The sequence below is a fragment of the Nocardia anaemiae NBRC 100462 genome, from assembly GCF_001612725.1.
GTDB lineage: Bacteria > Actinomycetota > Actinomycetes > Mycobacteriales > Mycobacteriaceae > Nocardia > Nocardia anaemiae.
This window is the reverse complement of record NZ_BDAZ01000094.1, coordinates 20668-27824: the sequence shown is the minus strand read 5'-3', so window position 1 is coordinate 27824 and position 7157 is coordinate 20668. Positions and strand designations below refer to the sequence as shown.

Genomic DNA, 7157 nt, shown 5'->3' with positions numbered 1-7157 from the left:
AAGCGGGCGATGTGGCCGCTGACGGTGGACTGACGAAGGCCGAGGATGCGACCGGCAGCGGTGAACCCGCCCGCGCGTTCGACGGCGAGGAAGGTGCGCAGCAGTTCGGATTCGAACACACGGCAATTATCACAGTTTGCGTTTACAGATATCACTCTGAACGCCTATCGCGTTCAATTGTCCGCGTCGTACCTTCGAGGAGTGAAGTTCCTCGCCAAACTCCGCATCGATGCCTTCATGCTCGGCATCCTGGCCAGTGTCGCGGTGGCCGCGCTGTTGCCCGCGCGGGGCGTGGCGGCCGATGCCCTCGACTGGGTGACCAAGGTCGCGATCGGCGTGCTTTTCCTTTTCTACGGTGCTCGGCTCGCGCCTCGGGAGGCGCTCGGCGGTCTGCGGCATTGGCGGTTGCATTCGACGGTGCTGGCGGTGACCTATCTGATCTTCCCGCTGATCGGACTGGCCTTGCATGTGCTGGTGCCGTCGGTGCTGACCGGTGATCTCTACACCGGCGTGCTTTTCCTTTGTCTGGTGCCGTCGACGGTGCAGTCATCGATTGCCTTCACCTCGATTGCGCGCGGGAATGTGGCGGGCGCGGTGGTCAGCGCGTCGCTGTCGAATCTGATCGGCGTCTTCGCGACCCCGCTGCTGGTCATGCTGCTGATGGACAACACCGGCAATGCGACCGTATCCCCCACTGCGATCCTCGCGATCGTCGTTCAGTTGCTACTGCCCTTCCTGGCAGGCCAACTCTTGCGTCCCCGGATGACCTGGCTGCTCCGGCATGCCACGGTGACCAGGGCCGTCGATCGCGGTTCGGTCTATCTCGTCGTCTATGCCGCCTTCAGCGCGGGCATGGTGGAGCACATCTGGAGCGGTATTTCGCCCCGCGCGCTGCTGGCGACGGTCGCGGTTTGCGCAGGCATTCTCGCCGCGGTTTTGACGATTACCACCTTCGGCAGTCGCCTCATCGGCTTCTCCAGGCCCGATCGAATCGTCACGGTGTTCTGCGGCTCGAAGAAGAGCTTGGCCACCGGGCTCCCCATGGCCTCGGTCCTGTTCGCCGGACATCCGGTCGGCCTGATCGTATTGCCGCTCATGGTCTTCCACCAGATTCAGCTATTGACGTGCACTGTGCTCGCCCAGCGCTACGCGCGATCAGCGCAGTCCGATCCCGTGGCGGCCCAGCCGTCCGCACAACCCGCGTGATCCGAAGCGTTCACCACTCGGCGTCGGCGACCCGGACGTCGAACCACGCCTTGGCTTCCGATCGCCACAGCTGGTAGACGATCATCGCCGACGCACCCAGCGTGAAGACGACGACGACCAACCTGGCCAAGTCCGGGACGGCCTCGACCTGAATTCGCAGTACCGCGAGGGACTGCAGCATGACCGACGCGATCGCGACCCGCCGCACCAGCGGCCCACGGCCGAAGACGAGTACTGCGACGCCGAGCACCCAACTGCAGCAGAATTGCACGGCAGCGGATCTGGCCGCCTCGTCCCCGGCGATCAGGCCGATGACGACCGGGTACGCGAGGCCGAAGCCCGCGAGTCCCAATGCGGCCTCTCTGGCCTCGCGGACCGATTCGGGCAGACCGACGAGCCGCGCCGTCCGCACGACCGACGATTCGAAATATGCGTCGGCTTCATCCATGGCCACTCCCCGTCGAGCTTGCGCACCGCGATGTGGTGGGCGTCACAGCAAGCTAATTCAGTTCGGGGACATCGACATTGAGGAACAGCAGAGTGTGTCACAGGTCACATACTGGACACTAGGCCAGTTCGTGCCGACGTAACACCTCGAGCAGACCTTCGGCGCGCTCCACCGTGGGCAACGGATCGACCAGCGCGAAACCGCAGCCCGCCGCCACCGCGCCCCCATCGGCCACCGCACTGTCGCCGACCATGAGCGTCGACTCGGGGCGCGCACCGAGCTGTTCCACCGCGGCCAGGAAGATCCGCGGATCCGGCTTCACCGCACCGACTTCGAAGGACAGCGTATGCGCGGCGACGAGGCGATCCCATCCGTTGGCGGCGAATGCCGGGCGGATATCGAAGGCGATGTTACTCACCACCGCGACCGGGATATCCTGTGCCGCAAGTGATTTCAGTACAGTACCGGTATCCGGATACGGCGTCCACACCAGTGGGTCGAGCATCCAGTCGTAGAGCCGCTCGATCAACGCCGGTGTCGGCAGCCCGGCTTGTCGCAGCACCTCGTGGTATGCGGTGCGGTGCATTGCCGGATCCAGATCCCGCCGCTCCCAGGCGAGCTGGCCCGCGGCATCGAAGACCGCACTCTCACCGACCGGTCTCGTCATCCGATCCAGAATCGCGGCCTGTTGCGACCGGTCCAGGGGTTTGCCATCGGCACCGACCAGATCGGCCCAGGTTTCATCGGGTTCCAGCCGGAAGAGCGTGCCGGAGAAGTCGAACAACACCGCCTCGATCGCCACTGTGCCAGGTTACCGACGGCTGCCGTCGAGCGTCGGCCGCGGCGCTCATTCCCGCGGAAATCGCATCCGAATGGGTGCTCAATGCAATTGACCGCTAACCGTTTTCGCTGAAGTCACCAGTGCTGGGCACCGGATTTCCCGCGACGCTCGGCGATCGGCGATACAGTGCCGTCCATGAGTGGCACGCGAGGAACCTGGGTCAGCGCCGCGGCGGCGCTCACGCTCATCGTCGGCGTTGTCAGCGGATGTTCATCCGATGACGCACCGGCGAACGCGGCGTGTAGTGCGACGCCGAACGGGACCCCGGTGGTCGCGACCTCAGCGGGTGCCGCACCCGGCGCGACCAAGGATCTGAGCACCAATCCCGAGATCGCGAGCGGCTACCGGTCCGATATGACGGCGGTGCGCACCAAGACCTACGCGGTATCCACGGCCAACCCGGTCTCGACCAAAGCTGCCTGCGAGGTATTGAGCAACGGTGGCACGGCCGCGGATGCGCTCATCGCGGCGCAGATGGTGCTCGGATTGGTGGAACCGCAGGCCTCCGGCATCGGCGGTGGCTCGTTCATGCTCTATTACGACGCGACCAGCAAGAGCGTGGAGGCGTATGACGGTCGGGAGATCGCCCCCGCGGCGGCGACCGAGAATTATCTGCGCTGGATCAGCGATACCGATCGGACCGAGCCGAAGCCGAGTGCCCGTGCGAGTGGCCGCTCGATCGGCGTGCCCGGTGTCCTGCGCATGCTGGAACTGGCGCATCACGACCACGGCAAGACCGCGTGGCGGGATCTGTTCGAACCGGCCATCGGACTGGCCGATCGCGGCTTCCCGATCAGTCCGCGCCTGGCGGGTCAGATCGCCGAATCCGCCAAGGATCTCGCCGTGGACGAGTCCGCGAAGGCCTACTTCCTCAATCCGGACGGCACTCCGAAGCGGGCCGATACGGTGCTGACCAACCCGGCAATGTCCAAGACCTTGAACGCCATTGCCACCGACGGTGCGAATGCCTTCTACACCGGCGCGATCGCCCATGACATCGTCGATGCGGCCGCGGCCACCGCGGGCGGGCGCACCCCGAGCCTGATCACCGCCGACGACCTCGCCGGATATCAGGCCAAGAAGCGGACCGCGCTCTGCACGAACTACCGCACGCACGAGATCTGCGGTATGCCGAGCCCATCCTCGGGCGGCATAACCGTCGCGGCCACCCTCGGCATCCTGGAGAACTTCGACCTGTCCGCGCTGAAGCCGGACAATATCGACCGCAACGGCGGCAAGCCGAAGGCCGAAGCGGTGCATCTGATTTCGGAGGCCGAGCGGCTCGCCTACGCCGACCGGAACAAGTACGTCGCCGACACCGATTTCATTCCGCTGCCGGGTAATTCGCCGCAGACATTGCTGAACAAGGATTATCTGAAAAAGCGCGCGGGTCTGATCGATCCCGGCCACAGCATGGGCACCGCGCAGCCCGGCGACTTCGGCCCGGTGCCGATCGGCGTCGGCCCCCAACCGCCCGAACACGGCACCAGCCATATCTCGGTGGTCGATAAGTACGGCAATGCCGCCGCCATGACCACCACGGTCGAATCGGCCTTCGGATCGTTCCATCTCGCCGACGGCTTCGTGCTGAACAACCAACTCACCGACTTCTCCGCAGATCCGCTCGGCACCGATGGCGCTCCGGTCGCCAATCGCGTGCAACCGGGTAAGCGCCCGCGCAGCTCGATGAGCCCGACTCTGGTCTTCGACCACAATGCCGACGGCTCACGCGGCGATCTGACCCAGGTCGCCGGGTCACCCGGCGGTTCGGTGATCATCCAGTTCGTCGTGAAAGCCCTGGTCGGCGTGCTGGATTGGGGCCTGGACCCTCAGCAGGCGGTCTCCGCGGTCGCCTTCGGCGCTGGGAACAGTCCCGCAACCGGTGTGGGCGGCGAACACCCCGCCATCAATGCCACCGATAATGGCGATCACGATCCACTGGTCCTGCGCCTTCGCGAGCTCGGCCATCAGGTCTCGGTCGCCCCGCAATCCAGCGGTCTCAGCGCACTGCAACGTGACGGCACCGAAGGCTGGATCGGCGGCGCGGATCCCAGACGCGAAGGCGCCGTCCTCGGCGACACCCGCTGACTTGCGGCTGCTCTATCCGGTCTGCGGCATCGGATAGAGCATCGGCCGTCGTCGAACGCCAGGTCGCTCCTGCTCGAATCCCAGAACAGCGGTAAGGACTTTCGGCGAACCGCGATCGGCAGAAGTAGGTCATGAGCGGATCGTCAGCGCATGCCTCGTCGGGCATCCGGCTGCCGACTACTTTTCGGTGGCGGTGTATTTCGCGCCGAGTGCGCGCAGCTTATCCAGGGCCTCGACGGCGCGTTGCTTGTCATTGGAGCGGATTGCCATGAGGGGGACGTAGTCGTCGTCGACGAGTTCGAGGCGGGCCCAGGATTTTCGGTCCGGGAAGGAGACGCCGCGGATGTATTCCCAGGGGAATTCGGTGTCGCCCAGGATGTTCCGCACCGATACACCGCGCTTGCCGACACGGACGCGCGGCCGGGTCAGCAGCAGTACCGCCGCCGCGCCGAGTACGCCGATACCGATCATCGCGAACTGATCCGCGAGCCGGAAATTCACGCCCGTCGAACCGTGGCGCAACAGGATGCCGCCCGCGGTGAAACCGGCGACGAGCAGCACCGCCACCGTCCAAGCGGTCCGCACCGCGCGATGCGGCCGCACCTCGAGCTCCCACTCGCCGGAGCCCGACTCGACAGCCGCGGCCGAGCCTCTACGCCAGATGCGAACAACCGGCATGGTCTACGGCCGCAGCGCGCGCAGCGTCAGCGCGGCATCGAGCGCTGCCGCGGCGGCCTGTTCGCCCTTGTTCTCGGCGGAACCAGGCAATCCGGCCCTGTCCAGCGCCTCCGCCTCATTGTTGGTGGTCAGCACACCATTGGCCACGGGCGTACCGGCGTCGAGCGACACCCTGGTCAGACCGGCGGTAACCGCATCACAGACGTACTCGAAATGCGGTGTGCCACCGCGGATCACCACACCGAGCGCGACCACCGCGTCATGCGAGCGGGCCAATTCCTGAGCCACCACCGGAAGTTCCATCGCACCCGCGCAACGGACCACGGTGATGTGCTCGACGCCCGCATCCTTGGCCACCCGCTCCGCATTCGCGACAAGGGTGTCGCAGATCTGGGTGTGCCAGCGCGAGGCGACGATGCCGAGCTTCAGATCCTTGGCATCCGACAGCTCGAAGCTGGGTACGCCGGTGCCGCTCATGCCTGCGCCTCGCCGGCGCTCGGCTCCGGCATGCGCGATGCGCGCTGTGTCATGGTTCGCTCGCTGCGCTCGCTCACTGATATCCTTTCCAGGTTGCGTCGAGGTGCGAAATCACTGTGCGGTCTCGCCGAGATCGAGTTCGTCCAGGCCGATCAGGTCGTGTCCCATTCGGTCCCGCTTGGTGCGCAGGTACCGCAGGTTTTCGGCGTTGGCGCGCAACGGCATCGGCACCCGCTCGGTGATCTTCAGCCCGTAGCCGTCCAGTCCCACGCGCTTGGCCGGATTGTTGGTGAGCAGGCGCATGGACCGAATCCCGAGATCGACCAGGATCTGCGCGCCGGTGCCGTAGTCGCGGGCGTCGGCGGGCAGGCCGAGCTCCAGATTCGCGTCGACGGTGTCGTGGCCCGAATCCTGCAGCTGGTAGGCCTGCAACTTGTGCATCAGCCCGATGCCGCGCCCCTCGTGTCCGCGCATGTACAGCACCACACCGCGACCCTCCTGGGCCACCATCTCCAGTGCGGCGTCCAACTGCGGACCGCAATCGCAGCGCAGCGAACCGAAGACATCACCGGTGAGGCATTCCGAATGCACCCGCACCAGCACATCGTCGCCGTCATCGATATCGCCGCGCACCAGCGCGACATGTTCGACATCGTCGTAGATGCTCTGATAGCCGACGGCCTTGAATTCGCCGTGCGCCGTGGGGATCCTGGCCTCGGCGACCCGAATGACCTGCTTCTCGTGCTTGCGCCGCCAGGCAATCATTTCCGCGATGGAGATCAGCGCCAGGTTGTGCTCGTCGGCGAAGACGCGCAACTCCTCGGTGCGGGCCATGTGGCCCTCGTCCTTCTGACTGACGATCTCGCAGATGACACCGGCGGGCTGCAATCCGGCCATCCGTGCCAGATCGACCGCGGCCTCGGTGTGGCCGGGACGGCGCAGCACGCCGCCCTCCTTGGCGCGCAACGGAACCACGTGACCGGGACGGGTCAGATCGTCGGCCTTCGCATTCGGGTCGGCGAGTAGTCGCATGGTGGTGGCACGGTCGGCGCCGGAGATACCGGTGGTGATGCCCTCGCGCGCGTCGACCGACACGGTGTAGGCAGTGCCGTGCTTGTCCTGGTTCTGCGCGTACATCGGCGGCAGGCCGAGCCGATCGCAGTCCTCACCGGTGAGCGGCACACAGATATAACCAGAGGTGTAGCGAATCATGAAGGCGACCAGTTCGGGGGTCGCCTTTTCCGCCGCGAAGATGAGGTCGCCCTCGTTCTCGCGGTCCTCGTCGTCGACGACGACGACCGCCTTACCGGCGGCGATATCGGCGACTGCGCGCTCGATGGTGTCGAACCTGGTCACGTCTGTTGTGCTCCATCTCGAAATAGGTGCTTGACATACAGTAGTCGACTGGCCAATAGCCGA

Annotated in this window: 8 protein-coding genes; 2 read left to right on the top strand and 6 right to left on the bottom strand. The window is 65.6% G+C overall.

Going from position 1 to position 7157, the window contains the following annotated elements; all coding sequences use genetic code 11:
• A partial coding sequence (locus NA5_RS39955) for a LysR family transcriptional regulator (protein WP_157110859.1) occupies positions 1-119 on the bottom strand: 119 nt, incomplete at its 3' end.
• 82 nt (positions 120-201) lie between these two features.
• Here NA5_RS39955 and NA5_RS37340 point away from each other — a divergent pair.
• A complete protein-coding gene (locus NA5_RS37340; RefSeq protein ID WP_062993755.1) occupies positions 202-1206 on the top strand; it encodes a bile acid:sodium symporter family protein in 1005 nt (334 codons plus the stop codon).
• A gap of 10 nt (positions 1207-1216) precedes the next feature.
• Here NA5_RS37340 and NA5_RS37335 read toward each other — a convergent pair whose 3' ends face one another.
• Both NA5_RS37335 and NA5_RS37330 read right to left on the bottom strand, forming a co-directional pair.
• Positions 1217-1654 carry a hypothetical protein gene (locus NA5_RS37335; protein WP_062993754.1) on the bottom strand — a complete coding sequence of 146 codons (438 nt, stop codon included), beginning with the start codon at positions 1652-1654 and terminating at the stop codon, positions 1217-1219.
• Positions 1655-1772: 118 nt separating this feature from the next.
• Positions 1773-2456, bottom strand: coding sequence for an HAD family hydrolase (locus tag NA5_RS37330; protein ID WP_062993753.1), 684 nt, complete (start codon positions 2454-2456; stop codon positions 1773-1775).
• A gap of 174 nt (positions 2457-2630) precedes the next feature.
• On the opposite strand from NA5_RS37330, the gene NA5_RS37325 reads away from it, so the two are divergent.
• A complete protein-coding gene (locus NA5_RS37325) occupies positions 2631-4583 on the top strand; it encodes a gamma-glutamyltransferase family protein (protein ID WP_062993752.1) in 1953 nt (650 codons plus the stop codon).
• 177 nt (positions 4584-4760) lie between these two features.
• On the opposite strand, the gene NA5_RS37320 is transcribed toward NA5_RS37325, so the two are convergent.
• From NA5_RS37320 to NA5_RS37310, 3 genes are all read right to left on the bottom strand, one after another.
• A complete protein-coding gene (locus NA5_RS37320) occupies positions 4761-5261 on the bottom strand; it encodes a PH domain-containing protein (protein WP_062993751.1) in 501 nt (166 codons plus the stop codon).
• A gap of 3 nt (positions 5262-5264) precedes the next feature.
• On the bottom strand, positions 5265-5738 hold the full coding sequence (ribH, locus tag NA5_RS37315) for a 6,7-dimethyl-8-ribityllumazine synthase (RefSeq protein ID WP_062993750.1): 474 nt from the start codon (positions 5736-5738) through the stop codon (positions 5265-5267).
• A gap of 111 nt (positions 5739-5849) precedes the next feature.
• On the bottom strand, positions 5850-7094 hold the full coding sequence (locus NA5_RS37310) for a bifunctional 3,4-dihydroxy-2-butanone-4-phosphate synthase/GTP cyclohydrolase II (RefSeq protein WP_040692104.1): 1245 nt from the start codon (positions 7092-7094) through the stop codon (positions 5850-5852).
• Positions 7095-7157: the final 63 nt, after the last annotated feature.

Coding starts and splice junctions, on each gene's coding strand:
- NA5_RS37335 (WP_062993754.1), bottom strand. CDS start 1,654: ATGGATGAAGCCGACGCATATTTCGAATCGTCGGTCGTGCGGACGGCG.
- NA5_RS37325 (WP_062993752.1), top strand. CDS start 2,631: ATGAGTGGCACGCGAGGAACCTGGGTCAGCGCCGCGGCGGCGCTCACG.
- NA5_RS37320 (WP_062993751.1), bottom strand. CDS start 5,261: ATGCCGGTTGTTCGCATCTGGCGTAGAGGCTCGGCCGCGGCTGTCGAG.
- ribH (WP_062993750.1), bottom strand. CDS start 5,738: ATGAGCGGCACCGGCGTACCCAGCTTCGAGCTGTCGGATGCCAAGGAT.